Origin of the sequence: Streptomyces sp. NPDC048590 (assembly GCF_043199535.1) — a bacterium.
In the GTDB taxonomy this organism is placed as follows: Bacteria; Actinomycetota; Actinomycetes; order Streptomycetales; family Streptomycetaceae; genus Streptomyces.
In genome coordinates this window covers 56,214-82,788 of sequence record NZ_JBICWC010000011.1, presented here as the reverse complement: position 1 = coordinate 82,788, position 26,575 = coordinate 56,214, and the positions used below count along the sequence as shown (strand labels likewise).

Annotated in this window: 25 protein-coding genes and 1 pseudogene; 22 read left to right on the top strand and 4 right to left on the bottom strand. The window is 70.8% G+C overall.

What is annotated here, in order from left to right:
* The first annotated feature begins 217 nt into the window (after positions 1-217).
* The 5 genes and pseudogenes from dop to prcA all read left to right on the top strand — a co-directional run bounded on the left by dop (position 218) and on the right by prcA (position 4,033).
* Complete coding sequence (gene dop / locus ACGFNN_RS28905; RefSeq protein ID WP_362552122.1) at positions 218-1,729, top strand: depupylase/deamidase Dop; 1,512 nt, start codon at positions 218-220, stop codon at positions 1,727-1,729.
* Between the two features lie 120 nt (positions 1,730-1,849).
* Positions 1,850-2,068, top strand: a complete 219-nt coding sequence (locus tag ACGFNN_RS28900) for a ubiquitin-like protein Pup (protein WP_033304546.1) — start codon at positions 1,850-1,852, stop codon at positions 2,066-2,068.
* 107 nt (positions 2,069-2,175) lie between these two features.
* A pseudogene (locus tag ACGFNN_RS28895) lies at positions 2,176-2,362 on the top strand (endonuclease domain-containing protein); the annotation flags it as partial.
* A complete protein-coding gene (gene prcB / locus ACGFNN_RS28890; protein ID WP_393560252.1) occupies positions 2,314-3,159 on the top strand; it encodes a proteasome subunit beta in 846 nt (281 codons plus the stop codon). The pseudogene ACGFNN_RS28895 and the gene prcB, both read left to right, overlap by 49 nt.
* A 55-nt stretch (positions 3,160-3,214) precedes the next feature.
* Positions 3,215-4,033 (top strand): proteasome subunit alpha, encoded by an 819-nt coding sequence (gene prcA, locus ACGFNN_RS28885; protein ID WP_393560250.1) that lies wholly within the window; start codon positions 3,215-3,217, stop codon positions 4,031-4,033.
* A 63-nt stretch (positions 4,034-4,096) separates the two neighbouring features.
* Here prcA and ACGFNN_RS28880 read toward each other — a convergent pair whose 3' ends face one another.
* Complete coding sequence (locus ACGFNN_RS28880) at positions 4,097-5,125, bottom strand: LacI family DNA-binding transcriptional regulator (RefSeq protein WP_393560248.1); 1,029 nt, start codon at positions 5,123-5,125, stop codon at positions 4,097-4,099.
* 128 nt (positions 5,126-5,253) lie between these two features.
* Between ACGFNN_RS28880 and ACGFNN_RS28875 the strand changes: the two genes are divergently transcribed.
* The 12 genes from ACGFNN_RS28875 to ACGFNN_RS28820 all read left to right on the top strand — a co-directional run bounded on the left by ACGFNN_RS28875 (position 5,254) and on the right by ACGFNN_RS28820 (position 17,303).
* Positions 5,254-6,513 carry an MFS transporter gene (locus ACGFNN_RS28875; RefSeq protein ID WP_393560246.1) on the top strand — a complete coding sequence of 420 codons (1,260 nt, stop codon included), beginning with the start codon at positions 5,254-5,256 and terminating at the stop codon, positions 6,511-6,513.
* A gap of 9 nt (positions 6,514-6,522) precedes the next feature.
* The gene (gene pafA, locus ACGFNN_RS28870; RefSeq protein WP_362552104.1) at positions 6,523-7,884 is read left to right on the top strand and encodes a Pup--protein ligase; all 1,362 of its coding nucleotides are present in this window, start codon (positions 6,523-6,525) and stop codon (positions 7,882-7,884) included.
* A 193-nt stretch (positions 7,885-8,077) separates the two neighbouring features.
* Positions 8,078-9,010, top strand: a complete 933-nt coding sequence (locus ACGFNN_RS28865) for an FKBP-type peptidyl-prolyl cis-trans isomerase (protein WP_362674563.1) — start codon at positions 8,078-8,080, stop codon at positions 9,008-9,010.
* A gap of 42 nt (positions 9,011-9,052) precedes the next feature.
* Positions 9,053-9,427, top strand: a complete 375-nt coding sequence (locus tag ACGFNN_RS28860; RefSeq protein WP_362552098.1) for an FKBP-type peptidyl-prolyl cis-trans isomerase — start codon at positions 9,053-9,055, stop codon at positions 9,425-9,427.
* Between the two features lie 116 nt (positions 9,428-9,543).
* Entirely contained in the window at positions 9,544-10,497 is a 954-nt protein-coding gene (locus tag ACGFNN_RS28855) for a helix-turn-helix transcriptional regulator (protein WP_393560244.1), read from the top strand.
* A gap of 15 nt (positions 10,498-10,512) precedes the next feature.
* Positions 10,513-11,469, top strand: a complete 957-nt coding sequence (locus ACGFNN_RS28850; RefSeq protein WP_362552092.1) for a WYL domain-containing protein — start codon at positions 10,513-10,515, stop codon at positions 11,467-11,469.
* A gap of 37 nt (positions 11,470-11,506) precedes the next feature.
* Positions 11,507-11,782, top strand: coding sequence for a hypothetical protein (locus ACGFNN_RS28845; RefSeq protein ID WP_362552184.1), 276 nt, complete (start codon positions 11,507-11,509; stop codon positions 11,780-11,782).
* A 23-nt stretch (positions 11,783-11,805) separates the two neighbouring features.
* Positions 11,806-12,003: a hypothetical protein gene (locus tag ACGFNN_RS28840; protein WP_362552089.1), complete on the top strand. Its 198-nt coding sequence runs from the start codon at positions 11,806-11,808 to the stop codon at positions 12,001-12,003.
* Between the two features lie 213 nt (positions 12,004-12,216).
* The gene (tatA, locus tag ACGFNN_RS28835; RefSeq protein ID WP_365525686.1) at positions 12,217-12,510 is read left to right on the top strand and encodes a Sec-independent protein translocase subunit TatA; all 294 of its coding nucleotides are present in this window, start codon (positions 12,217-12,219) and stop codon (positions 12,508-12,510) included.
* 49 nt (positions 12,511-12,559) lie between these two features.
* On the top strand, positions 12,560-13,519 hold the full coding sequence (gene tatC, locus ACGFNN_RS28830; protein WP_393560242.1) for a twin-arginine translocase subunit TatC: 960 nt from the start codon (positions 12,560-12,562) through the stop codon (positions 13,517-13,519).
* 18 nt (positions 13,520-13,537) lie between these two features.
* On the top strand, positions 13,538-14,425 hold the full coding sequence (locus ACGFNN_RS28825) for a YegS/Rv2252/BmrU family lipid kinase (protein ID WP_393560241.1): 888 nt from the start codon (positions 13,538-13,540) through the stop codon (positions 14,423-14,425).
* Between the two features lie 49 nt (positions 14,426-14,474).
* Positions 14,475-17,303, top strand: a complete 2,829-nt coding sequence (locus tag ACGFNN_RS28820; protein WP_393560240.1) for a DEAD/DEAH box helicase — start codon at positions 14,475-14,477, stop codon at positions 17,301-17,303.
* Between the two features lie 119 nt (positions 17,304-17,422).
* On the opposite strand, the gene ACGFNN_RS28815 is transcribed toward ACGFNN_RS28820, so the two are convergent.
* The 3 genes from ACGFNN_RS28815 to ACGFNN_RS28805 form a co-directional block, all read right to left on the bottom strand.
* A complete protein-coding gene (locus ACGFNN_RS28815; protein ID WP_393560239.1) occupies positions 17,423-17,884 on the bottom strand; it encodes an SPW repeat protein in 462 nt (153 codons plus the stop codon).
* Positions 17,885-18,122: 238 nt separating this feature from the next.
* On the bottom strand, positions 18,123-19,109 hold the full coding sequence (locus ACGFNN_RS28810) for an ADP-ribosylglycohydrolase family protein (RefSeq protein WP_393560237.1): 987 nt from the start codon (positions 19,107-19,109) through the stop codon (positions 18,123-18,125).
* A gap of 133 nt (positions 19,110-19,242) precedes the next feature.
* Positions 19,243-20,859 carry a molybdopterin-dependent oxidoreductase gene (locus ACGFNN_RS28805; protein ID WP_393560506.1) on the bottom strand — a complete coding sequence of 539 codons (1,617 nt, stop codon included), beginning with the start codon at positions 20,857-20,859 and terminating at the stop codon, positions 19,243-19,245.
* 171 nt (positions 20,860-21,030) lie between these two features.
* Between ACGFNN_RS28805 and ACGFNN_RS28800 the strand changes: the two genes are divergently transcribed.
* The 5 genes from ACGFNN_RS28800 to ACGFNN_RS28780 are packed head-to-tail and all read left to right on the top strand — an operon-like array spanning position 21,031 to position 26,507.
* On the top strand, positions 21,031-22,302 hold the full coding sequence (locus ACGFNN_RS28800; protein WP_393560235.1) for an NAD(P)/FAD-dependent oxidoreductase: 1,272 nt from the start codon (positions 21,031-21,033) through the stop codon (positions 22,300-22,302).
* Entirely contained in the window at positions 22,299-23,024 is a 726-nt protein-coding gene (locus ACGFNN_RS28795) for a DUF1365 domain-containing protein (protein WP_393560234.1), read from the top strand. Before ACGFNN_RS28800 ends, ACGFNN_RS28795 begins: the two co-directional genes overlap by 4 nt.
* A gap of 50 nt (positions 23,025-23,074) precedes the next feature.
* Positions 23,075-24,337, top strand: coding sequence for a class I SAM-dependent methyltransferase (locus tag ACGFNN_RS28790; RefSeq protein WP_393560504.1), 1,263 nt, complete (start codon positions 23,075-23,077; stop codon positions 24,335-24,337).
* Entirely contained in the window at positions 24,334-25,707 is a 1,374-nt protein-coding gene (locus ACGFNN_RS28785) for a class I SAM-dependent methyltransferase (RefSeq protein ID WP_393560232.1), read from the top strand. Before ACGFNN_RS28790 ends, ACGFNN_RS28785 begins: the two co-directional genes overlap by 4 nt.
* Entirely contained in the window at positions 25,704-26,507 is an 804-nt protein-coding gene (locus ACGFNN_RS28780; protein ID WP_393560230.1) for a DUF1295 domain-containing protein, read from the top strand. Before ACGFNN_RS28785 ends, ACGFNN_RS28780 begins: the two co-directional genes overlap by 4 nt.
* The last annotated feature ends 68 nt before the right edge of the window (positions 26,508-26,575 follow it).

The following is a 26,575-nucleotide window of genomic DNA, read 5'->3' as shown; positions in this document are numbered from 1 at the left end:
CTGCGGATGCCCGGCAGGGTATCCGCAGCCGGCCGTTTTCACTGCGGGCTCCGGCCACACCGAACAAAGACGCAATTGATCTCCCCTCCGGCGCAGAGGCGCTCTAGGCTCTGCCGTATCCGCCGAGTCGCGCAGTGCGGGGACTGGCACCGCGGACCAGCAGCGGGTACTTGAGCGCCGCTCCCGGACGGGGGCGACGCCGGGCAAGGAGGGCCGCATGACCGTACGGCGAGTAATGGGCATCGAGACGGAGTACGGGATCTCCGTTCCCGGTCAACCCAACGCCAATGCCATGCTCACCTCGTCCCAGATCGTCAACGCCTACGCGGCGGCGATGCACCGGGCGCGCCGCGCCCGCTGGGACTTCGAGGAGGAGAATCCGCTGCGTGACGCGCGAGGCTTCGACCTCGCCCGCGAGACCGCAGACTCCAGCCAGCTCACCGACGAGGACATCGGCCTGGCCAATGTCATCCTCACCAACGGTGCGCGGCTCTACGTCGACCACGCACACCCCGAGTACAGCTCACCGGAGATCACCAACCCCCTGGACGCGGTGCTCTGGGACAAGGCGGGGGAGCGGGTGATGGCGGAGGCGGCGGAGCGGGCCGCCGCGATCCCCGGGGCCCAGCCGATCCACCTCTACAAGAACAACACCGACAACAAGGGCGCGTCCTACGGCACGCACGAGAACTACCTGATGAAGCGGGAGACCCCCTTCTCGGACATCGTGCGCCATCTGACCCCCTTCTTCGTCTCCCGCCAGGTGGTCACGGGCGCGGGGCGCGTGGGCATCGGCCAGGACGGCCAGGAGCACGGCTTCCAGCTCAGCCAGCGCGCCGACTACTTCGAGGTCGAGGTCGGGCTGGAGACGACGCTCAAGCGCCCCATCATCAACACCCGCGACGAACCGCATTCGGACGCCGAGAAGTACCGCCGGCTCCACGTGATCATCGGCGACGCGAACCTGTCCGAGATCTCGACCTATCTGAAGCTCGGCACCACCTCGCTCGTCCTCGCCATGATCGAGGACGGCTTCATCAAGGTCGACCTCGCCGTCGACCAGCCGGTCCGCACCCTGCACCAGGTCTCGCACGACCCCACGCTGAAGCAGCTGGTCACGCTCCGCAGCGGCCGGACACTCACCGCGGTGCAGCTCCAGATGGAGTACTTCGAGCTCGGCCGCAAGTACGTCGAGGAGAGGTACGGAGCCGACGCCGACGACCAGACCAAGGATGTGCTGGCCCGCTGGGAGGACACGCTCAACCGGCTCGAGAACGACCCGATGAGCCTGTCGGGCGAGCTCGACTGGGTCGCCAAGCTGGAGCTCATGAACGGCTACCGGCGCCGGGACGGCCTGGACTGGGACGCCCCGCGGCTGCACCTGGTCGACCTCCAGTACTCCGACGTACGGGCCGACAAGGGGCTGTACAACCGTCTGGCGGCGCGAGGGAGGATCAAGCGCCTGCTGGACGAGACGGACGTCGAGCGGGCCCGCACGAAGCCCCCTGAGGACACCAGGGCCTATTTCCGGGGCCGCTGCCTGGAGCAGTACGCCGACGACGTCGCGGCGGCGTCCTGGGACTCGGTCATCTTCGACCTGCCCGACCGCGACTCACTGCAACGGGTGCCCACCATGGAACCGTTGCGTGGTACACGTAGCCACGTCAAGGACCTCCTGGACCGCTGCCGTACGGCGGAAGAGCTGGTCCGGACGCTGACGGGGGCCTGAAAGCCGCGCCGGCTGGGAATCAATGAGATGACCTCCGGACGTTGAGGAAAGTACCGGGCCAATGTCGGACCCCGTAGGTAGGGTCTGATCAAGTGCTTCGAACCGAGCGGGGTGAGCTACATGGCGACCAAGGACACCGGCGGCGGACAGCAGAAGGCGACACGTTCCACCGAGGAGACCGAGGAGCAGGCGCAGGAGGCGCAGGCGTCCGAGGACCTCGCGGAGCGGCAGGAGAAGCTGAGTGAGGACGTCGACGACGTCCTGGACGAGATCGACGACGTCCTCGAGTCCAATGCCGAGGATTTCGTTCGAAGCTTTGTTCAAAAGGGTGGCGAGTGACGGCCGGTGATCCGGTCCTGACCTCTCGCCGGTGAGCCCGACCGCCGGCCCGCGCTCTCCGTGGGGTGCCCTCGCCCACACCGGGGCACCCCACGGAAGTGCTTGAGCCCCACGATCATGTTGATCACCGTCACAGGGCGGGTAGGGTCCGTGGCGTACTGCTTCAACTGCAATTCGGCCATCGGCAAGTTGGGGGATGATCCTGACTCCTTGCGCAGGGCCATCGCATACCTGGAGGGAAACGCGTGGAAGCCAACACTCGTAGCACCGGGCGTCTACCAGCTGCCTTCCTGACGCCGGGGTCGTCCTCGTTCATGGACTTCCTGTCCGACCACTCACCCGAGATCCTTCCCGGCAACCGCAGCCTGCCGCCGCTCCAGGGTGCCGTCGAGGCACCGCACGGCACGACCATCGTCGCGGCCTCGTACCCGGGCGGAGTGGTCCTGGCCGGCGACCGGCGGGCGACCATGGGCAACATGATCGCCCAGCGGGACATCGAGAAGGTCTTCCCGGCGGACGAGTACTCGGCGGTGGGCATCGCCGGTACGGCGGGCCTCGCCGTGGAGATGGTCAAGCTGTTCCAGCTGGAGCTGGAGCACTTCGAGAAGGTCGAGGGTGCCACGCTCTCCCTGGAGGGCAAGGCCAACCGGCTCTCCACGATGATCCGCGGCAACCTGGCGATGGCCATGCAGGGCCTGGCGGTCGTCCCGCTGTTCGCCGGGTACGACGTCGACCGGGAGAAGGGCCGCATCTTCTCGTACGACGTCACCGGCGGGCGTTCCGAGGAGCACGGCTACGCGGCCACCGGCTCGGGTTCCGTCTTCGCGCGCGGCTCGATGAAGAAGCTGTACCGCCGAGACCTGACGGAGGAGCAGACACTCACCCTGGTCGTGCAGGCGCTGTACGACGCGGCCGACGACGACTCGGCGACCGGTGGCCCCGACGTTGCCCGCCGGATCTACCCGATCGTCACCGTCATCAACGACGAGGGCTTCCGCAGGCTGGACGACACGGAATCCTCGGAGATCGCTCGCGCGATCCTGGAGCGCCGGCTCGAGCAGCCCGACGGCCCCCGTGCCGCCCTGCTCTGACCGGCCCGATGCTTCTCCGACGCACTCGTCACTGACAGAAAGGGACGGATAGCCGGTGTCGACGCCGTTCTATGTCTCACCCCAGCAGGCCATGGCCGACCGGGCGGAATACGCCCGGAAGGGTATCGCCCGCGGTCGCAGCCTGGTTGTGCTGCAGTACGCCGACGGCATTGTGTTCGTCGGCGAGAACCCGTCCCGCGCGCTGCACAAGTTCAGCGAGATCTACGACCGGATCGGCTTCGCCGCCGCCGGCAAGTACAACGAGTACGAGAACCTCCGCATCGGCGGGGTCCGCTACGCCGATCTGCGCGGATACACCTACGACCGCGACGACGTGACGGCCCGTGGACTGGCCAACGTCTACGCGCAGACGCTCGGCACCATCTTCTCCAGCGCGGCCGAGAAGCCGTACGAGGTGGAGCTGGTGGTCGCCGAGGTCGGCGTAGGGCCAGAGGGCGACCAGATCTACCGGCTGCCCCACGACGGATCGATCGTGGACGAGCACGGCTCGGTCGCGGTCGGCGGCAACGCCGAACAGATCAGCACCTTCCTCGATCAGCGCCACCGCGACGGGATGTCCCTGGCGGAGGCGCTGAAGCTGGCGGTGCAGGCGCTCTCCCGCGAGGCCAACGGCAACGAGCGGGAGATCCCCGCCGAGCGGCTCGAGGTCGCGGTCCTGGACCGGACGAGGCCTCAGCAGCGGAAGTTCAAGCGGATCGTCGGCAGGCAGCTGGCCAGGCTGCTGGGCGCCGACGACACCGGAACCACCCCGACAGACGCCCCGTCGGACTCCGAGGAGCCCGACGGGCCGGCCACGACAGCCGCCCCGGAGCAGGGCGACGGCCCCGGCACGGACGGCACCGTCAAGGAGTGACCGGGAGTCATCCGCGACACCGACCGTGTCCCCGGCCACCCGCCAAGGTGGCCGGGGACACGGTCATGTGGTCGAGGCGGGTGCGGTGGATCCCCTCGGCACGAGCCGGACGGGCAGCTCACCGGGCTCCGCCGGCCTGCCCTCCAGGACGGCGAGCAGAGCCTTCATGCCGCGCTCACCGACCTGCTCGGCGGGCAGGCGCACGGTGGTGAGCTCCGGCTCCACCGCGGTGGCGAGGGCGAGGTCGTCGAATCCGGTCACCGAGATGTCGTCGGGGATCAGCAGTCCGAGCCTCCGCGCCGCCTTGCAGGCGCCGGCCGCCAGGATGTCGTCGTCGCAGACGATCGCCGTGGGCCGGGGCCCCGGGGCGGCCAGGGCCGCCTCGGCGGCCTCGCGTCCCGCGGTCACGGCCAGGGGCGCGCGCACGGTCCTCAGCGCGACACCCGGGACGTCCCGCACGGCCTGCCGCAGCGCGCGGGCGCGCACGGCGAAGGTCCAGGTGTCCACGGCGGACGCCAGATGCACGAACCTGCGGTGCCCGAGACCGAGCAGATGGTCCGTCACCTGGCGCATTCCGTCCGCGATGTCGAGGTTCACGTGCGCCGCCGCGCCGTGGCCCTCGGGATCGCTGTCCAGCATCACCAGCGGCAGCTCCGCGGCCCGCAGCGCTCCCAGGGCCTCGGTGGCCATGGAGGACGCGATCACCCCGTCCAGCGCCGCGCGTGCCGAGGCGAAGGGATCCCTGGCGGGGCCCGTGCCGTCCGGCGACGGATAGAGCACCACGCCGAAGTCGTGCTCGGCGGCGACGGCCGCGGCGCCGGTGTACACCCGGGCGAAGAACTCGTTGGTGAGCGCGGGCACGACGAGGAGGGCCGTCCGGGTGTCTCCGAGCCGCAGGCTGCGGGCGGCGAGATTCGGCCGGTAGCCGAGCTCCCTGGCGCTGTCGCGCACCCTCTCGGCGGTGGCCGCCGACACCCGGCCCCGCCACTTGTCGCCCAGCACCAGCGAGACCGTGGCCTGCGAGACCCCCGCGGCCCGTGCCACGTCACGGCTGGTGGGCCGCGGTGGGGCGGGCTGCCGCGCGCTGCTCACTCTTGCCTCCGTGCCGGCCGTTCCGATGCGGTGGGATGGACTCCCAGGTTGCCCACATGGTACGTATGAACACCGACGTTATACGTAAAACCCCATGGCCGTGACACCGTCGGGGGAGAGGGGCTGACATGGCCACGGGATATCTCGACATCCTCAGGGCGAGGCACGCCGCGCGGCTGCTCGCCGGGACCTTGGTGGGACGGCTGCCGAACGGCACCGCCCACATCGCCATCGTCCTGTTCGTGCGGGCCGAGGGCGGCAGCTACACGCTCGCGGGAGCCCTCGCCGCCGCGTACGGTCTCGCCACCGCTGTGGGGCAGCCGCTGCTGGGCCGGGCCGTGGACCTGCACGGGCAGCCGCGCGTCCAGCTGCCCGCCGCGATCGTCTCCGCCCTCGGAATGGCCGGTCTGGCGCTCGTGGGCCTCGACTCGCTCCCCGCGGCCTGTGCGGCGGTCGTGGTGGCAGGACTGTTCACGCCCCCGCTGGAGGGCGGACTGCGCGCCCTGTGGCCCACCGTCCTCGGCCGGGAGGACCGCGTGCACCGGGCCTACGCCATGGACGCGGTGGCCCAGGAGGTCATGTTCACCGTCGGCCCGCTGCTCGTGACGGTCCTGGTCTCGCTCTGGTCGCCCGCCGCCGCCCTGCTGGTCATCAACGCCGTCGGGGTGCTCGGCGCGCTCTCGGTCGTCCTGTCCGAGCCGTCGAGGACCTGGCGTTCGGCGCCGCGCGAGGCGCACTGGCTCGGCGCCCTGCGCTCCCCGGGCCTGCTCGCCCTGCTGGGCGCCTTCTTCTTCGTCGGCCTCGCCCTCGGCTCCATCACGGTCGCCGGGGTCGCCTACGCCGACGACCACGGCCGGGAGTCCGTGTACGGCTGGCTGATGGCGGCGCTCGGCCTCGGGGCGCTGATCGGGGGAGCGGTGTACGGGGCCCGGCAGTGGGCGGGCCCGCCCGAACGCAGGCTGCGGGTCATCGTGGGTCTGCTCGCACTGGGCTATCTGCCGCTGACCCTGACCCCCGGTGTGCCCGCCATGACCCTCCTGGCGGCCCTTGCCGGGGTGTTCCTCGCCCCGGCCATCGCCTGCTCCTTCATCGTCGTGGACCGGCACGCCCCGCGGGGCACCGTGACCGAGGCGTTCTCATGGCTGGTGACGACCTTCGGGGTGGGCGCGGCGGCCGGAACCGCCGTGGCCGGCCCGGCGGTCGAGCTCGGCGGGACAGCGTGGAGTTTCGCCGTGGCGGGGGCCGGTGGAGTGGCCGCCTCGCTGGTGCTGCTGGCCACCCGAGGGGTCCTCGCAGCTCCCGGGCGTACGCCCGCTGTCGTGGCCGGTTCGGAAAATGATCGAAACGGTGCTGCCGAACCCGGTTTCAGCTCAGGCCATAAGGCGTAATGTTCAGTCATGGACCGCCGCATTTTCGGGCTGGAGAACGAGTACGGCGTCACGTGCACGTTCAGGGGACAGCGCCGACTGTCACCTGACGAAGTGGCGCGCTACCTCTTCCGCCGTGTTGTGTCATGGGGCCGCAGCAGCAATGTCTTCCTGCGGAACGGCGCCCGCCTGTACCTCGACGTGGGATCGCATCCGGAATACGCGACACCCGAATGCGACAACGTGACCGAACTGGTCACGCACGACAAGGCCGGCGAACGCATTCTCGAGGGCCTGCTCGTCGACGCAGAACGCCGCCTGCACGAGGAGGGAATCGCGGGCGACGTCTATCTCTTCAAGAACAACACCGACTCGGCGGGAAACTCCTACGGGTGTCACGAGAACTACCTCGTGGCACGGCACGGGGAATTCTCGCGGCTCGCGGACATCCTCATTCCGTTCCTCGTGACCCGTCAGCTGATCTGCGGCGCCGGCAAGGTGCTGCAGACGCCGCGTGGAGCGGTCTACTGCGTGAGTCAGCGGGCCGAGCACATCTGGGAGGGCGTCAGTTCCGCCACGACGCGCTCCCGCCCGATCATCAACACCAGGGACGAACCGCACGCCGACGCCGAGCGGTACCGCCGCCTGCACGTCATCGTCGGTGACTCGAACATGTCCGAGACGACCATGCTCCTCAAGGTCGGGGCCACCGACCTCGTGCTGCGCATGATCGAGGCGGGCACGGTGATGCGCGACCTGACCCTGGAGAACCCGATCCGGGCCATCCGGGAGGTCAGTCACGACACCACCGGACAGCGCAAGGTCCGCCTGGCGAGCGGCCGCGAGGCTTCCGCCATCGAGGTCCAGCGGGAGTACTACGAGAAGGCCGTGGACTTCGTCGAGCGCCGGGGCATCCGCACGGGCACCGTGGACCAGGTCCTCGAGCTGTGGGGCCGCACCCTCGACGCCATCGAGGCGGAGGACCTCGACCGGATCGGCACCGAGATCGACTGGGTCATGAAGTACAAGCTCATCGAGCGGTACCGGGCCAAGCACAACATGACCATGTCGAATCCGAGGGTCGCTCAGATAGACCTCGCCTACCACGACATCCACCGGCGCCGCGGGCTGTACTACCTCCTGGAGCGCAAGGGCCAGGCCGCCCGCATCTGCAACGACCTGAAGATCTTCGAGGGCAAGTCCGTGCCCCCGCAGACCACAAGGGCGCGGCTGCGCGGCGACTTCATCCGCCGCGCCCAGGAACAGCGGCGGGACTTCACCGTCGACTGGGTGCACCTGAAGCTCAACGACCAGGCGCAGCGCACCGTGCTGTGCAAGGACCCGTTCCGTTCCGTCGACGACAGGGTGGAGAAGCTGATCGCCGGAATGTGACGGGAGACCCCGTCCCGCCCGGTGAGCCGCAGGGCCCCGCACGTTCCTCGTGCGGGGCCCTCGCGCGTCGCCGGTGGCCCGTCCGAGGGCGCGCACGGTGCCGCGCATGTCGTCGCGTACCGGCCGGGGACACGGAGTCAGCCCTTAGAGTGTCGGGGGACCATTCACGTGTCGTCTGAGATCTGAGGAACCCGTGCGCCGACTTGCCGGCCTTCTCGTCGTCCCCCTTCTGCTGCTGTCCGCGGTGGCATGCGGCGACGACAAGGCCTCCGACTCCGCTTCGTCGAAGGGCGACCCCGCGATCACCGCGGGGGCGAAATTCGGTGAGAAACCCACTCTCGCCAAGGGTGAGGGGGATCCTCCCAAGGAGCTGAAGACCGACGTCATCAGTGAGGGGGACGGCGCGGCGCTCAAGAACGGCGACGCGATCCAGGTCAACTACCTCGGTCAGGCCTGGGACTCCACCAAGCCCTTCGACAACAGCTTCGACCGCAAGCAGCCGTTCGACCTGACGCTCGGCGCGGGCATGGTCATCCAGGGCTGGGACAAGGGGCTCGTCGGACAGAAGGTCGGCAGCCGCGTCCAGCTGGTCATCCCGCCGGACCTCGGTTACGGCGCGCAGGGCCAGGGCGACATCAAGCCCAACGCCACCCTTGTCTTCGTCGTCGACATCGTGAAGGCGACCCAGATCCCCAAGTCCGCCGAGGGTACGAAGGTCGCACAGGACAACGTCGACCTCCCCAAAGTCGGTACCAACACGGACGGCAAGGCGCCCTCGGTCAAGATCCCCAAGAGCGACCCGCCGAAGAAGCTGGTCTCCAACTACGTCCTCGAGTCCAAGGGCGAGGTCGTCAAGGAGACCGACAGCGTCGTCGTGAACTACGTGGGGCAGCTCTGGAAGGACGGCAAGACCTTCGACAGCACCTACCAGACGGGCAAGACCCAGACTTTCCCGCTGGCCCAGGTCACTCTCAAGGGTCTCAAGAGCGGTCTGGTCGGCAAGAAGGTCGGCAGCCGCGTACTGCTCGTCATCCCGCCGGACCAGGCCTTCGGTGACGAGGCGCAGCAGTCCATCCCCGCCAAGTCGACCCTCGTCTTCGCGGTCGACATCCTGGCGAAGATGTAAGACTGTCCCGGTTACGCGTTCATCAGTAAGAGGAGCAGCTCAGTGAGCATCGAGAAGCCCGAGATCGACTTCCCGGGCGGCGAACCGCCGGCCGACCTGGAGATCAAGGACATCTGGGAGGGCGACGGACCGGTGGCCCAGGCCGGTCAGACCGTCTCCGTGCACTACGTCGGTGTGGCCTTCTCCACCGGCGAGGAGTTCGACGCCTCGTGGAACCGCGGCACCCCGCTGCAGTTCCAGCTCGGTGCCGGTCAGGTCATCTCCGGCTGGGACCAGGGTGTCCAGGGGATGAAGGTCGGCGGCCGTCGCCAGCTGACCATCCCCGCGCACCTCGCCTACGGCGACCGCGGCGCCGGCGGCGGGCGCATCGCCCCGGGCGAGACGCTGATCTTCGTCTGCGACCTCGTCGGAGTCTGATCCGTCCGGTTACCGCACCAGGGGCCCGCGCCGCAAGGCGCGGGCCCCTCGCTTTGGTCCGGACACCCCGGGGCGGTACGGTCGACGGTCGGAGAGTACGTCGAGAAGGGGCGTCGATGGCGATTGCCAAGGCCGAGCGGCTGATGAACCTGGCACTGTGTCTGCTGGGAACCCGGCGCCCGCTCAGCAAGCGTGAGCTCCGCGGTTCCATCGAGGCGTATCTCGAAGCCGGCTCCGACGAATCCTTCAACCGTATGTTCGAGCGGGACAAGGACGACCTCCGCGAACTCGGCCTCGTCATCGAGACGGTGGAGAACCTGGACGGCGACACCGGGTACCTCGCACGCCGTGACAGCAACAGGCTGCCTCCGATCACCCTGGACGCCGAGGAGGCCGCCGCCCTCGGGCTGGCCGCGAAGGTCTGGCAGCAGGCCCGTCTCGCCGGGGCCGCCAGCGGCGCCCTGCAGAAGCTGCGGGCCGCGGGCATGCCGGAGGCCGAGGACGCCTTCGAGGTGCACAGCACCCTGGAGCCCCGCATCCCCGTCCACGAGGCCGCCTTCGAGCCGCTGATGCTCGCCTGCCGTGACCGGCGCCCGGTCACCTTCGACTACCGCAAGGGCAACGCAGCGCGCCCCGAGCAGCGCCAGGTCGAACCCTGGACGCTCGAGTGCTGGCGCGGGCACTGGTACCTGGCCGGCTGGGACCGCGACCGGGGCGCCGAGCGGGTCTTCCGGCTCTCCAGGATCTCCGGGCGGGTCCGTTCCCGCGCCGGGGCGTTCACGGCACCCGTGCCCGACGCCGTCACCGTCCGGGAGACCGTCGAGAGCTGGGCAGGTGAGACGGCCACCAGGACGGCACGTATCCGGCTTCGCTCCGGGGCCGGCTACCCGCTGCGCTCCAGGGCGATATCCGTCACCGAACTCAGCGATGGCTGGGACGAGTTGGAGATCCCGTACGGGCACGGGCTGGACGCCTGGCTCGTGGAGTTCGGCCCCGACGTGATCGTGAGCGAGCCCGCCGACCTGCGGGCCGATGTGATGGACCGGCTGCGCGCCGTGGCCAAGGACTGAGGGGGAGCCGTACTCGTGGCCACGAACGCGATCGACCAGACCCGGCGGATGCTCTCCCTGGTGACGTACCTGCGTGAGCGCCCCGGCGCCCACGTCCAGGACGTCGCCCGGGCCTTCGGGATCTCCGAGGACGAGCTGATCTCCGACCTCGACGTGCTGCCGATGTGCGGGACCAGTTTCCGCGGCGGTGATCTGCTGGACATCGACACCGACGGCGACCGGATCTGGTGGCACAACCCGGACGACGTCGCCGAGCCGCTCAGGCTCGCCGCCGACGAGGCGACCGCGCTGCTCGTCGCCGCCCGAGCCGTCGCCACCCTCCCCGGCCTGCGGGAGAGCGACCGGCAGGCACTTCTGCGGGCGACCGCGAAGCTGGAGACCGCGGCCGGTGAGGTGGGGACGGCCAGCTCACGGCTCTCGGTGACCTTCGAGGCCGAGGGAGGCGTCTTCGCCGACGTGGACCGCGCGATCTCCGAACGCCGCCGGCTCTGGCTGCGCTACTACTCGCCGGCCCGCGACGAGCTGACCGAGCGCGAGGTGGACCCGATCCGGCTGTTCGCCGTCGGACGCACCTACATGGAGGGGTGGTGCCGGCTCACCGAGGCCCGGCGCACGTTCCGCCTCGACCGGGTCGCCGAGATCAGGCTGCTCGACGCCCCGTCCGCCCCGCCGGAGCTCGAGCTGCGCGATCTGTCCGAGGGGCTGGTCCAGCCCGCGGCCGAGGACCCGGAGGTCGTCGTCGAGGTCGGCCCGGGAGGCCGGTGGGTCGCCGAGTACTACCCGCACGACAGCGCCGAGGAGCTCCCCGACGGCGGGCTGCGGATCACCCTGCGCACCCCCGATCCGGCCTCCCTGCGCAGGCTGGCACTCAGACTGGGCGGTGAGGGACGCATCACGTCGCCGCCCGACCTGGCCGAAAGCGCCCGCACGGCCGCGCGTGAGGCGCTGGCCGCCTACGACGGCGCACTCTGAGGGGCGGCGGCCGGTGCACCGAGGAGACCGAGGCCCCCTGACCGCGATACCGGGCACCCAGGCCGGACCCGTTCCGGTCCCGGTGCCCGAGACCGTACGCTTCCGGGCGGCCTGCCCCGACTGCCGGGAGCGGTTCGAACTCGGAGCGGGGGCGCTGCGGCTCGCGATAGGCGCCAGCCGCCGTACGACCTTCTACTCCTTCACCTGCCCAGCCTGCGGCTCCGCGGTCCGCAAGCCGGCCGGGGAGCGCATAGTCGAGCTCCTCAGCGGCGGCGGGGTGCGAACGCTGCGCCTGCACACCGCCCTGCGGTGACGAGACACATCGAGGATCCGTCCATGTTCTGGCCCATGCTCGCCATCGCCCTGGGATTCGCCGGCCTGGCCGTCCTCGGTGTACTGGCCGTCAAGGTCTACGTCGAGGCACAGCGACTCGGCCGCCAGGTCGCCGCGACCACGCGGCGGATCAACCGAGCGGCGGAGGATCTCGAACGAGCGGCCACCACGCTCGCCGATACCGGGGACGCCCTGCGATAACAGGCCGTGGCCTCCTGATTCACCGGATCGAGGGGTACGCTGCTGAGGCGGCCCCGGCAGGGAGGTGCGGCCGCAAGCAGGAGTACGCACGGGCATTGCCTCGCGTTTACCCCTGCGGGTTACGATCGCTGCCAGCGGAGAGGTCGGACACCTGTCCGGTCGAACGGGTAGCGAGCCCACCCTCCAGACGCCTCAGTGAGAAGGAAGTCGCACATGATCGGCAATCTGAAGCCCCTCGAGATCGTTCTGATCATCGCTGTCATCCTGCTGCTCTTCGGTGCCAAGAAGCTTCCCGACATGGCGCGTTCGCTCGGCAAGTCGGCCCGCATCCTCAAGAGCGAGGCCAAGGCCATGAAGAAGGACGACGCGGAGCCCGCCGCCCCGACCGCGGAGAACGTCGCGGACACGACCGCCCCGGCGACGCCCGCGCGCACGATCCAGGCCGCCCCGGGAGACGTCACCAGCTCCCGCCCGGTCAGCGAGCCCAAGCCCACCACCCAGAGCTGACAGCTGATCCGTAGCCCCGGAAGCTGCCGCACGAGACGAGGGAAGTGGGTTGCTCAAGTCCGCCCGCAAGCAGGAGAAGGACGACGAGGGGCGGATGCCCCTCCTCGATCACCTGCGTGAGCTGCGCAACCGCCTGCTGAAGTCGGTCCTGGCGATCCTGATCGCCGTGATCGTGGCGGCCTTCTTCCAGAAGGAGATCTTCGAGTTCCTGATGAAGCCGATCCTGGACTCGGTCGGCTGCAAGGACGGCGCGGTGACCATGATCAACGGTCGCCCGTGCGCGGAGATGACGACCAACGGTCTGCTGTCGCCGTTCACGATCGCGCTGAAGGTCGCCCTGATGACGGGCGTACTGGCGGCCACCCCGGTGTGGCTCTACCAGCTCTGGGCGTTCGTCGCCCCGGGGCTGCACAAGCAGGAGAAGCGCTACTCCTTCGCCTTCGCGGCGGCCGGCGTCCCGCTCTTCGTGCTCGGTGCCTGGATCGCCTACTGGATCCTGCCGCAGACCGCCGAGATCATGCTCGGCTTCACGCCGGACAACGTGAAGAACCTGTTGCCGCTCGACGACTTCCTCGACCTGATCACGCGCATGGTGCTCGTCTTCGGGCTGGCCTTCGAGCTCCCGCTGCTGCTGATCCTGCTGAACATGACCGGCGTGCTGAGCGGCCGTCGGATGCTCGCATGGTGGCGCGGGATGATCATCGGCCTCACCGCCTTCGGCGCTATCGCGACGCCCGGCGGCGACCCCCTCTCGATGATGTTGCTGGCGGGCCCGCTGGCGGTGCTCTACTTCATCGCGGTCGGCTTCTCGCTGCTGAACGACAAGCGCCGTCACCGCAACAATCCCGACGCCGAGCTCGACGACGACGAGGCGTCGCGGCTGGACCTGACGCCCGAACCGGTCGGTGCCGTCGAGCCCGTCTCACGTCCGGCCCTGCCGGGACAGGCGAACGGCGAGGCGGACGGCGGGGGCTCGCACCGGCTGAACGGTTACGACGACATCACCTGACCTTGTAAGGTCCCGCGGGTGACCAGCGAGATCACCCTCTTCGTCAATCCCACCGCGGGAAGCGGCCGGGGCGCGCGTGCCGCGCAGCCGGCCGCTTCGGCTTTGCGGGACGCCGGCTTCTCCGTCCGTACCGTGCTCGGGGAGGACGCCGACGACGCCCTGAGGCGGGCCCGCGAGGCGGTGGCGGGCGGCACCGGGGCGCTGATAGCCGTGGGCGGGGACGGCATGATGTCCCTCGCCCTCCAGGCCGTCGCCGGGACCACGACACCGCTCGGCGCCGTGGCGGTGGGCACCGGCAACGACTTCGCCCGTGCGCTCGGTCTGCCGTTGCGTGATCCGGCCGCGGCGGGACGGCTCGCCGCCGGGATCCTCAAGGACGGCACCGCGCGTGAGATCGACCTGGGGCGTGCGGGGGAGCGCTGGTTCGGGTCGGTGCTGGCCTCCGGCTTCGACTCCAGGGTCAACGACCGGGGCAACCGGATGCGCCTGCCCGGGCGCTTCAAGTACGACCTGGCGATCCTGGCCGAACTCGCCGCCTTCCGGCCGATCCCGTACCGGGTCCGGCTGGACGGCGGCCCGGTGGCCGAGATCGAGGCGACCCTCATCGCGGTGGGCAACGGGAGCACCTACGGCGGTGGCATGCGCATCTGCGCCGGAGCGGTGATGGACGACGGGCTCTTCGACGTGACGGTGGTCGGCGACTGCGGCCGGGGCACACTGCTCAAGGTGTTCCCGAAGGTGTACCGGGGGACGCACCTGGACCACCCGAAGGTCACCGTGCACCGGGTCTCCTCGATCGAGCTGGCCGCGGCGGACGTCACCGCCTACGCGGACGGCGAACCGCTGGGCGCGCTGCCGCTCACCGCCACGTGCGTACCGGGTGCCGTGCGGGTCCTGGCACCGTGAAACAAAGATCGGGCTGACTGTCATACCTGGCGGGTAGGCTCGTACCAAGATGACAGAGGACCTCTCACCAGCTGAGCGATACCAGGCGTCCCGGGTCCGTGCGGCCGAGCAGGCCACGGCCCTCGGGCCCTTCCGCGAGATGTACGAATTCGGGCTGGATCCGTTCCAGACCGAGGCATGCCAGGCCCTGGAGGCCGGCAAGGGGGTGCTGGTCGCGGCCCCCACGGGGTCGGGCAAGACGATCGTCGGTGAATTCGCCGTCCACCTGGCCCTTCTCCAAGGGCGCAAGTGCTTCTACACCACGCCCATCAAGGCGCTGTCCAACCAGAAGTTCGCCGATCTGGTCCGCCGCTACGGCGCGGACAAGGTCGGTCTGCTGACCGGTGACAACAGCGTCAACGCGGACGCGCCCGTGGTCGTCATGACGACCGAGGTCCTGCGCAACATGCTCTACGCGGGATCGCAGGCACTCACCGGCCTCGGGTACGTGGTCATGGACGAGGTGCACTACCTCTCCGACCGCTTCCGGGGCGCGGTCTGGGAGGAAGTGATCATCCACCTGCCGGAGTCGGTGACCCTGGTGTCGCTCTCGGCGACGGTGTCCAACGCCGAGGAGTTCGGCGACTGGCTGGACACCGTGCGCGGTGACACCCAGGTGATCGTCTCCGAGCACCGCCCCGTGCCGCTGTGGCAGCACGTGATGGCCGGCCGGCGGATGTACGACCTCTTCGAGGAGGAGACCGACCACGGGGGCCGGGGGACCGGCCGGCGTGAGGTCAGCCCCGACCTCGTCCGTCTCGCCCGTATGGAGAACCAGCGCGGTTACAACCCGCGCGACCGGCGGCGCGGGAAGATGGTCAGGGAGGCCGACCGCGAGCGGGAGCGGCGCCAGCGCAGCCGTATCTGGACCCCGTCCAGGCCCGAGGTCATCGAGCGGCTCGACTCCGAGGGCCTGCTGCCCGCGATCACCTTCATCTTCAGCCGGGCCGGCTGCCAGGCGGCCGTGCAGCAGTGCCTTCAGGCCGGACTCCGGCTGAACGACGAGGACAAGCGCCGGCTGGTGCGGGAGATCGTCGAGGAGCGGACCGCATCCATCCCCGGCGAGGACCTGCACGTCCTCGGTTACTACGAGTGGCTCGAAGGTCTGGAGCGGGGCATCGCCGCGCACCACGCGGGGATGCTGCCGACCTTCAAGGAGGTCGTGGAGGAGCTCTTCGTGCGCGGCCTGGTCAAGGCCGTCTTCGCGACCGAGACGCTCGCCCTGGGCATCAACATGCCCGCGCGCTCGGTGGTGCTGGAGAAGCTCGTCAAGTGGAACGGCGAACAGCACGCCGACATCACACCGGGCGAGTACACCCAGCTGACCGGCCGGGCCGGACGCCGGGGCATCGACGTGGAGGGCCACGCGGTCGTCCTCTGGCAGCGGGGCATGGACCCCGGCGCGCTCGCCGGGCTGGCGGGCACGCGTACCTACCCGCTGCGGTCCAGCTTCCGCCCCTCGTACAACATGGCCGTCAACCTCGTGCAGCAGTTCGGGCGGCACCGCTCCCGGGAACTGCTCGAGACCTCCTTCGCCCAGTTCCAGGCCGACCGGTCCGTCGTCGGGATCTCCCGGCAGGTCCAGCGGAACGAGGAAGGACTCGCGGGCTACAAGGAGGGCATGACCTGCCACCTCGGTGACTTCGAGGAGTACGCGCGCCTGCGCCGCGACCTCAAGGACCGCGAGACGGATCTCGCCAAGCAGGGAGCGGCCCAGCGGCGGGCGGCAGCCGCGACGTCCCTGGAGAAGCTGAAGCCGGGGGACGTCATCCATGTGCCCACCGGCAAGTTCGCCGGTCTCGCGCTCGTCCTGGACCCGGGTCTGCCCGCGGGGCGGACCAACGGGCACCGCGGGCTGGAGTACCACGACGGACCGCGCCCCCTGGTGCTGACCGCGGAGCGGCAGGTGAAGCGACTGGCACAGATCGACTTCCCGGTGCCGGTCGAGGCCCTGGAACGCATGCGGGTGCCCAAGTCGTTCAACCCGCGCTCCCCGCAGTCACGCCGCGACCTCGCCTCCGCGCTGCGCAGCAAGGCGGGCCACATCGACCCGGGGCGGCACCGCAAGCAGCGCGCCGCGGCGGCCGACGACCGTGAGATCGCCAGGCTGCGCACGGAGCTGCGCGCCCACCCCTGTCACGGGTGCGACGAGCGGGAGGACCACGCCCGCTGGGCGGAGCGCTACCACCGGCTGCAGCGTGACACCCGGCAGCTGGAGAACCGCATCGAGGGCCGGACGAACACCATCGCCCGTACCTTCGACCGGATCGTGGCGCTCCTGACCGAGCTCGACTACCTGCGGGGCAACGAGGTCACGGAGAACGGCCGCCGGCTGGCGCGGCTCTACGGCGAGCTCGATCTGCTCGCCAGCGAGTGCCTGCGGGACGGCGTCTGGGAGGGGCTGAACCCCGCCGAGCTCGCCGCCTGCGTCTCAGCCCTGGTCTACGAGGCGCGTCAGGCCGACGACGCCGTCGCCCCCAAGCTGCCTTCGGGCCCGGCGAAGAAGGCGCTGGGCGAGATGGTCCGCATCTGGGGCAGGCTCGACGCCCTGGAGGAGGACTTCAAGATCAGCCAGACCGAGGGGGTCGGCCAGCGCGAGCCCGACCTCGGCTTCGCCTGGGCGGTCTACATGTGGGCCTCCGGGCGGTCGCTGGACGAGGTCCTGCGTGAGGCCGAGATGCCGGCCGGGGACTTCGTGCGGTGGTGCAAGCAGGTGATCGACGTACTCGGCCAGATCGCGGCGGCGGCGCCCCGGGACGGGAGTTCGGTGGCGAAGAACGCGCACAAGGCGGTCGACGCGGTGCTCCGGGGAGTCGTGGCGTACAGCTCGGTGGGCTGATCACGCGGGTGCTCCCCGCTCACCCGGGTGCTCCCCGCACCCGGCCGCGAACACGGGAGCGGCCACAGGACCGGACGTCTGTGGCCGCTCTGTCGCTTCCGTTCCTGTGTGTTCTACGGTCAGGTCCTTGCCGCCTTCGTCCTCTTGCCGCTCTTCTTCTTCCCGCTCATCAGCGAGAGCCCCGCGCAGGCTGCCCCCAGCACGATCGTGAGGCCGCCGACGATGACGTTGGTGAGGATCACACCCATGTCGGGGCTCTGTCCCACGACCCATGGTGCGATGATCAGCCATGCGCCCAGCGCGACGATGGCCAGGCCCGCTCCGGTCATCCGCTCGGGCATGGCGGTGAAGCAGAGCGCCAGCACCGCGATCGCGATGCCGATGACGAGGTTGTGCGGGACCAGGGAGGGCTGGCTCCCGGTGAAGTGGAGCACCCACGGAGAGACGGCACAGAAGAGGCCCAGCAGGAGCAGCGGAGCGGCCGCCATACCGGCCGAGCGTCCGGTGCCGCTTTCGGCACCACCGCTCATCACTCGGTCGTGGCGCTCCCGCATCTCGTCGGCGTCAGGGTGCCCGGACATGTCCCTGGCGGCATGGTCCCTGCCTGTATGGCGTGAGACATCTGTGTCGGTGTGGCGGGAAACATCTCTGTCGGTCCGGTTCGAGACGTCCCTTCCGGAGTGGGCGAGGTTACTCATGAGGATGGTCTCCTTCGCGCTTTCTGGAGGGGCCGCATCCGGTCGGAGGGCCGGTGCGGTCGTCCGTTTCTCCTCACCAGTGTGCTCTTATCTGGCCCTTATGTGTAGTTTCATGCCGTTTTTATCCTGCGATTCCGTCGAGGCGCAGGGCCAGTGACGCCAGGTCGGACGCGCGCAGTACCCGGTCCCCGTATCCGGGCAACGGCACGTGGAGGGGGGCCGTCCAGCGCTCCGGCACCGCGTCGACGCCGTACACGGCGCCCGCGAGGCAGCCGGTCACCGCGGCCACGGTGTCCGTGTCGCCGCCCACGTCGACGGCGGCGGCGAGCGCCGCCTCGAAACCCCGGGTGGTGCGCAGCGCCCACAGTGCCGTTCCGAGACACGGCCACACCGCGCCGTTGAACTCCGTGGCTGCGTCCGGATGCCAGCCCGCGTCGAGGACGGTGGCCCAGCGGTCCCGGTGGCCGGGGTGGACCTCGGCGAGCGTGGTGTCGACGGCCGCGAGTGGGTCTTCGCCCTCGAGTGCCACGCGCACCAGTTCGTGGAGGACGGCGGTGCCCTCCCAGGCTGCCCGGTCACCGTGGGTCAGCGCGGCGATCCGGCGGCCGGCTTCCATCGTGGCCGTCCGCCCCGCACGGGCGAAACCCACCGCCGAGGTGGCGGCGCGCATCAGCGAACCGTTGCCCGCCGCCCGGGCGTTGACCTGGAAGTGGAGTGCGGCGGCCCGGTCCCAGGGGTCCCCGCTGGTGAGCACGTCCTCGGTCTGCAGGCCGATGTCCTTCGGATCGCCCGCCGCCCAGCGCCGGAAGCGGGCGAACATGTCCGGGAGGTCGAGGCCGCTCTGTTCCAGTATCGACTCCCCGACGAGGACGGCCATCTGCGTGTCGTCGGTGGCCTCGCCCGGGTCCCAGCCGCCGCCCCCGCACATCGTCCCGGTCCCGTCCGGGAACCTGGCGCCGTAGACCCCCGGGAGGCCGAACTCGAAGGGTGCGCCCAGCGCGTCGCCGACCGCCGATCCGACGACCGCGCCGATGACGCGAGCCCGGCGGGCCACGTCGTGCGGGCCGGAGGGGGGCAGGGCGTCGTTCTCGGGGTTCACAGGCCTCATCCCGTGAGCGTACTGACGGCGAGGGCCCGGAAGGCCGCCACCCGTTCCATGCCGGTCCAGGGGGAACACCGCGCCGTCGCCCGGGACATGACCGCCCGGGGTGGGGCGGGCGCACAGGGAGAGACGGCTGTCATCAGCTGACGTCGACCACCACCGAGTGCCACCCGGTCGCTCCGTCCGGGACGGTACCGACCCGCTCCTCGGTCTGGGTGGCGCCCGTCCGGTCCGTCGCACGGACCTCGAGCGTGTGGTTGCCGGTGGTGGCGGGCCACTCCCACACCCACTGGCGCCAGGTGTCGCGGCCCGCGTCGGCCGCCAGCCGCGCGGTGTGCCACTCGCCGCCGTCGACCCGGACCTCCACGCGCTCGATGCCCCGGTGCTGCGCCCAGGCGACCCCCGCGACCGGCACGGTCCCCGCGCGAGGGGAGGCGAACGGGCGCGGGGTGTCGATGCGTGACTCGGTCTTGATCGGCGCCTCGCGTGCCCAGTCTCGCTTGACCCAGTAGGCGTCGTAACTGTCGAACGTGGTCAGCTCGATGTCCTGGATCCACTTGCAGGCCGATACGTAGCCGTACAGACCGGGCACGACCATCCGCACCGGGAATCCGTGGTCGAACGGCAGCGGTTCGCCGTTCATGCCGACGGCGAGCAGTGCGTCACGCCCGTCCATGACGTCCTCGACCGGGGTCCCGATCGTCATGCCGTCCACGGAGCGGGCCACGATCTGGTCGGCCGGTCCGCCCCGGGACGGCGGCTTCACCCCGGCCTCCCGGAGCAGGTCCGCCAGGCGTACGCCGATCCAGCGGGCTGTGCCCACATACGGGCCGCCCACCTGGTTGGACACGCAGGTCAGCGTGATGTCGCGCTCGATCAGCTCCCGGGCCAGGAGGTCCTGGAAACCGAGGGTGACCGGCCTGGCCACGCCCTTGCCGTGGATACGCAGCCGCCAGCCACCGGCGTCGACCCGTGGGACGGTCAGGGCGGTGTCGACGCGGTAGAAGTCCTTGTTGGGCGTCACGAAGGAGCTCAGGCCGCGGATGTCCAGATCGGCGCCGCGAGGTATCGCGGGCGCGGGTGAGGCAGGCGCGGGGAGGGTGATGTCCCCGCGCGCCGCGGACACCCCGGCCAGCCGGGAGGCCTGGAGCTGCCGCCCGAGCAGTCCCGCACCGGCCGAGGCAGCCGCCGCCGCGGTCGCCGCGACGACGAACCCGCGGCGGTCGAAGACCCCCCGGTCCTCACGCTCCGTCTCCCCAGCCGCGGGAGGCGGAGCGGTCGCCGGGGCCAGCCGCCCGGCCAGGAGGTACAGCACCCCCGCGGCCACCAACGCGCCCACGACCGAAGGCAGCGCGTCGGTGGCGCGGCCCTCCGGCCGCCCCACCGCCGACACCGCCCCGATCACGCCGAAGACCAGGACGGCCGCGGCACCGGTCCGCCGGTGACGCGAGGCCAGGACACCGATTCCCATGGCGAAGAGCGCCAGGAGGACCAGGATCCCGAGTTGCAGCACCAGCTTGTCGGCGGTGCCGAAGTTGCGTACGGCGAAGTCCTTGACCGCGGGGGGAGTCCGGTCGATGACCGCCCCTCCCACCGCCGTGACCGGACCCGCCTCCGGGCGTACGGCCGCGGCGACCAGCTCCGCCACGCACAGGGCGGTGAAGCCGGCGATCAGACCGCTGAGCGCGGCCGGGGCGCCCCGGGCGAGGCGGGAGCGCCAGGGCCCGGGGGCCCCCTGTTTCTGCGAATCGTCCAGGTCTGTGGTCACACCAGGGGTTCGGCGCCCGACGTCGCGCGGATTGGCTCCTCACTCGATCGAAGGAAGTCCGATCATCGGCCAATCCATGACGCCACCAGCACCGAATCACCGCCGAGGGGCGCTGGAACAGCGCCCGTTGCCAGTGAGCGGAACAGCGGAGGGATCCGAATGACGACGGAGCGGCGGCGCACTGCCGTGGTGGGGAGCGGAGTGGCGGGACTCACGGCCGCGTTCGTCCTGGGGAAGGCGCACGACGTGACGCTCCTGGAGGCGGACGACCGGGTGGGCGGGCACGCCCACACACATGAGCTGACGTCACCGGACGGCCGTAGCCAACGGGTCGACTCCGGCTTCATCGTGCACAACCGGCGGACCTACCCCAACCTCCTGCGGCTCTTCGACGAACTCGGAGTGGCGACGCAGGAGTCGGAGATGAGCATGTCCGTGCGCTGCGAGGGCTGTGGCCTGGAGTACGCGGGAGCACGCGGTCCTGCCGGGCTCGTCGCCCGGCCCGGTGCCCTGCTGCGGGGCCGCTACCTGAGGATGCTGGCCGAGGTGCCCCGCTTCCACCGCGCGGCGCGGGCGCTGCTTGCCATGCCCGAGGGAACCGGCCTCATGACCCTGGGCGAGTTCGCCGAGCGCGGCCGGTTCTCGCCGTACTTCCGCGCCCACTTCCTGACACCGGTGGTCTCCGCGGTCTGGTCCTGCGACCCGGTGACCGCACTGCGCTACCCGGCGCGGTACCTGTTCAGGTTCCTGGAGCACCACGGCATGCTCTCCATCGGCGACTCCCCGGTCTGGCGCACCGTCACCGGCGGCTCCCGCGAGTACGTCGAGCGGATCGCCAAGCAGGTGAGCTCCGTGCGGACCGGGGCACCCGTACGGACCCTCCGCCGGCACGGGGACGGGGTGGAGATCGTCACCGGGGACGGCGCCACCGAGGAGTACGACGCGGTGGTCGTCGCCACCCATCCCGACCAGGCGCTGCGCATGCTCGCCGACCCCACCGACGAGGAACGGCAGATCCTCGGAGCGTTCCGGTACTCCCGCAACCCCACACTCCTGCACACCGACAGCACGCTGCTGCCGGGCAGCCGGGGCGCCGCGGCCTCCTGGAACTACCTGATGCCCTCCTGCGCCGCCGACGCCGACCGGGTCACCGTCAGCTACGACATGAACCGCCTCCAGCGCCTGGACGCCCCTGAGCGTTACGTCGTCACCCTGAACGGCGCCGACCGCGTCGACCCGGACCTCGTCCGGGCCCGCATGGTCTACGAACACCCCGTCTTCACCCCGGAGTCGGTGGCCGCGCAGGCACGGCTCCCCGGACTCTCCGGCCCCGTCGTCGCCTACGCGGGGGCGTACCACGGCTGGGGCTTCCACGAGGACGGCTGCCGCTCGGGGGTCGAGGCCGCCGCAGCCCTGGGGGTCACCTGGTGAGCGGCGCCCTCTACCCCTGCACCATCACCCACGTACGGACGTCGCCACGCCGCTACGCCCTGCGCCACCGCACCTACCTCTGGCTCATCGACCCGGACCGCCCGCCACGGCTGCCGGCACCGCTGCGGCCGCTCGCCGGCTTCGACGCCCGTGACCACTTCGGCGGCACCGCTCCCACCGTCCGGGCCGGCCTGGAGCGCTTCCTCGCGGCGCACGGCGTCGATCTCGCGGACGCCACCGTCAGCATGCTCACGCAGGCCAGGGTGTTCGGCCATGTCTTCAACCCGCTGACCGTGTACTGGTGCCACCGCTCCGACGGCACCGTGCTCTGCGTGGTCGCCGAGGTGCACAACACCTACGGGGAGCGCCACTGCTACCTGCTGCGCCCGGACTCCGACGGCTCGGCCACCACCGGCAAGGACTTCTACGTGTCGCCGTTCTTCCCCGTGGACGGCGCCTACCGGATGAGGCTCCCCGAACCGGACCGGCGCCTGGCCCTGACGGTCCACCTGGAGCGCCAGGACGCACGCCCGTTCACGGCGACCGTACGGGGCACCCGGCGCCCCGCCACTCCCGCCCAGCTCGTCCGGCTCTTCCTCCGCCACCCCTTCTCCACCGTGGTGGTGTCGGCCGCCATCCGGCTCCACGGCATCCGGCTGTTCCTGCGCCGGCTCCCCGTGCAGCCGCGCCCCGCCCATCCCACCCAGAAAGGCATGCAGTGAAGACGCCCACCTCATCCACCTCCCCGGTGACCACCCCGGCCGGCGGCGTCATCCCCGCACAGACCAGGCCGGCCGGGGCACCGCCCGCCGGTGTCGACGCGGACCGCTGGCCCGATGTCGCCGCCCAGCCACAGGCCTCGGCGATCAGAACCGCGCTGGCCGAACGGCTCGTCCGGCACGCGCTGTCCCGGCTCCCGCTGCGGGCCCGGATCGCCGGCCGCGACAGCATCGGCCTGGGCGGCCCGCTCATGGAGATCCGCAGGCCGGACGCCTTCTTCCGGAGGATCGGCGCGAGCGGACTCATCGGCTTCGGGGAGTCGTACATGGCGGGGGAGTGGGACTCGCCCGACCTCGTGGGAGTGCTGACGGTCCTCGCGGGGAACGCCGCCGGTCTCGTGCCCGCGCCGCTCCAGAAGTTCCGTAGGCTCTGGGCACTGCGGCAGCCCGCGGCGCAGGCCAACACCCCCGAGGGGGCCCGCGACAACATCAGCCACCACTACGACCTGTCGAACGACCTCTTCGCGCTCTTCCTCGACGACACCCTGTCGTACTCCTCCGCCGTCTTCCGCGGATTCCCCGCCGAGCACGAGCTGCTGCCCGCCGCACAGCACCGCAAGATCGACAGGCTGCTGGATCTCGCCCGGGTCGGCCAGGGCACCGAACTCCTGGAGATCGGCACCGGCTGGGGCGAACTCTCCGTGCGCGCCGCCGCCCGGGGCGCACGGGTCACCACTCTCACCCTCTCCCGGGAACAACAGGAACTGGCCAGGGCGCGGATCCGCGAGGCGGGCCACGAGGACCGTGTCGACGTGCGGCTCTGCGACTACCGGGACGTCACCGGGGAGTACGACGCGATCGTCAGCGTCGAGATGATCGAGGCCGTCGGCGTGGAGTTCTGGCCCGTCTACTTCAAGACCCTGGACCGTTGCCTCGCCCCCGGCGGACGCGTCGCGCTCCAGGCGATCACCATGCCGGACGACCGGATGCTCGCCAGCAGCGCCACCTACACCTGGATCCAGAAGTACATCTTCCCCGGCGGCATGCTGCCCTCCGTCGAGGCGGTCGAACGCGTCACCACCGCCCACAGCGCCCTGCGCACCGTTCGGTGCGACGGCTTCGGCATGCACTACGCCGAGACCCTCCGGCTGTGGAGGGAACGCTTCGTGCAACGGACCGCCCAGGTCGACGCGCTCGGCTTCGACGCGACCTTCCGCCGGATGTGGACCTTCTACCTCGCCTACTCCGAAGCCGGATTCCGCTCCGGCTACCTCGATGTGCAGCAGATTCTCCTGACCCGTGAGGACACCGCGTGAACACCGTCACCGTCAACGAGACCCCGGTCACCGGAGCCGCCCAGCGGATCGCCCCGGTCATCGAGCAGTTCCTCGGAGGACCGCCCCCGGTCCGCATCAGGATGTGGGACGGCAGCGAGACCGGACCCCTGGACGCGCCCACGGTGCACGTGCGATCCCGCCGGGCGTTGCGCAGGCTGCTGTGGCAGCCCGGTGAACTCGGCCTCGCCGAGGCCTACATCACCGGTGACATCGACATCGCCGACAACCTCGCCGACGGGCTGCGCGCGATGCGCCGGGCATCACGGGACCAGGGACTCCAGCTGCCCCGCCCCCGCCTCGCCGACCGCCTCCGCGCCGCCGGAACAGCCCTGCGCCTCGGCGCGGTCGGCCCCCGCCCACCGGTCCCGGCGGCCCGCGCCGGACTGAGCGGAGCGCTGCACAGCAAGGCCCGCGACCGGGCGGCCATCAGCCACCACTACGACCTGTCGAACGCCTTCTACTCCCTGCTGCTGGACGAGACGATGGCGTACTCCTGCGGCTACTGGACCGGCACCGGGCCCGACTACGGACCGGCCGACGCCCAGCGCGACAAGCTCGAACTGATCTGCCGCAAACTCGGGCTCACCCCCGGCGCCCGCCTGCTCGACATCGGCTGCGGCTGGGGATCCCTCACCCTGTACGCGGCGGCCCGGCACGGTGTACGGGTCACCGCGGTGACCCTGGCCAGGGAGCAGGCGGCCCATGTGCGCGCCCAGGTCGCCGAACGCGGACTGGAGGAGCTCGTCGAGGTGCACAACTGCGACTACCGCGACGTCGCCGGACTGCCCGGCTTCCGGGGCGACTACGACGCGGTGTCCACCGTCGAGATGGGCGAGCACGTCGGGGACGCCGAGTACCCGGCGTTCACCGCGCTGCTGCACTCGGTGCTCCGGCCCGGCGGCAGGGCCATGGTCCAGCAGATGTCCCGCGGTACCACCGCGCCGGGCGGCGGGGCCTTCATCGAGTCGTACATCGCGCCGGACATGCACATGCGGCCCGTCGGGGAGACGGTGGGACTCCTCGAAGGCGCGGGGCTGGAGGTACGCGACGTGGAGTCGATGCGTGAGCACTACGTCCTGACCGTCGAGGCCTGGCACCGGACCCTGGAGGAGCGCTGGCCGCAGTTCACCGCCCTGGTCGGTGAGGAGACCGCCCGAGTGTGGCGGCTGTACCTGGTGGGCGGCGCGCTGGCGTTCGAGGAGCGTCGGATGGGAGTCGACCAGATCCTCTCGGTGCGGCCGGACGCCGGCGGCGGGGCGGCCATGCCCGCCACCCGGCACGGCTGGTACGCGGGCCTCGGCGCCGCCGCCGGGAGCGGTGAGCCCGCGGTCGCCGGACCGGGCCGGTGACCGGCTTCGCCTGGGCGGCGTTCGCCCAGAACCTGGCCGCGACCGCGGGCGCCGCCCTCCTCGTCATGCTCGTGACCTTCCTGGTCGCCCTCCGCAAGGGCATGCACCGGATCGTCGACGTGGCGTGGGGGCTCGGCTTCGCGGCCGTCGCCGTCGTTTCGTACGCGATGTCGGCGGGCGACGGGGACGGGACGCTCCGCCTCCTGGTGACCGCCCTGACCGTGGTCTGGGGGCTCCGGCTCGCCGTGCACATCGGCCGCCGCGGCCGGGGCCACGGCGAGGACCCGCGCTACGAGGCGATGCTCGCCAAGGCGCCGGGCAGCCCCGCCCTGTACGCCCTGCGCAAGGTGTACCTCCTCCAGGGCGCGCTGGTCTGGCTGGTCTCCCTGCCGGTCCAGGCCGGGCAGTACCTGCCCGGGCCGGCGGGCGCGTGGGCCTGGACCGGGACCGCCGTATGGGCGGTCGGGCTGGTCTTCGAGGCGGTGGGGGACGCCCAGCTGGACCGGTTCAAGCGGAATCCGGAGAACAAGGGCCGGATCATGGACCGGGGACTGTGGTCGTGGACCCGTCACCCGAACTACTTCGGGGACTTCTGCGTCTGGTGGGGGCTCTTCCTAGTCGTCTGCGCCGACCCCGTCGTGGCGGCCACCACCCTGGTCTCCCCCGTGGTGATGAGCCTCCTGCTGACCATGGGCAGCGGAAAGGCACTGCTGGAACGGCACATGGCCGGGAGGCCGGGATACGCGGAGTACCGGGCCCGAACCAGCGGATTCCTCCCGCGTCCGCCCCGCAGGAGCTGAACCGGGAGGCGGACACCGGGAGCCGGTGTCCGTCAGGCCCCCGGACTCCGGCGCTCCAGGCGGCCGAG